Annotated in this window: 1 protein-coding gene; it reads right to left on the minus strand. The window is 38.7% G+C overall.

The features are described from left to right. Positions 1–167: 167 nt before the first annotated feature. On the minus strand, positions 168–395 hold a 228-nt coding region (locus tag ACN6NE_RS31145; protein WP_474329446.1), incomplete at its 5' end, for a septal ring lytic transglycosylase RlpA family protein.

Here is a 395-nt window from a genome sequence, read left to right on the forward strand (position 1 = left end):
GGTTTAATTTGCCGGCTATCGAACAATATTTGGATGAAACTATCAAAATGCAGCAATGGTCGAATGATACCCATTTTTTAGAGGATTAAATTTTTTAATTGATAAAACATCAAGGGCGCTATCAATCAATAGCGCCCTTTTTACGTTAAAACATAGTGAAAATAAATTTATAATCTAACGATATCGACTTTAGCAAGGCCGTTTGAAAGATTAGCAATTCTACTAAAAGCACCTTTTGACAAATCTAGGGTACGGCCATATTTGCCAAATCCCCCTGTGTCAGTCACGCGTACCACTACACTTTTGCCGTTGGCTTTGTTGGTAACTTTGAGCCGGCTACCTAATTTGTGCACATTGCTGGCGGCAGTCAGTGCATTTTGATTGAATTTCTCGCC

The sequence above is a fragment of the Priestia sp. 53B2 genome (assembly GCF_056099005.1).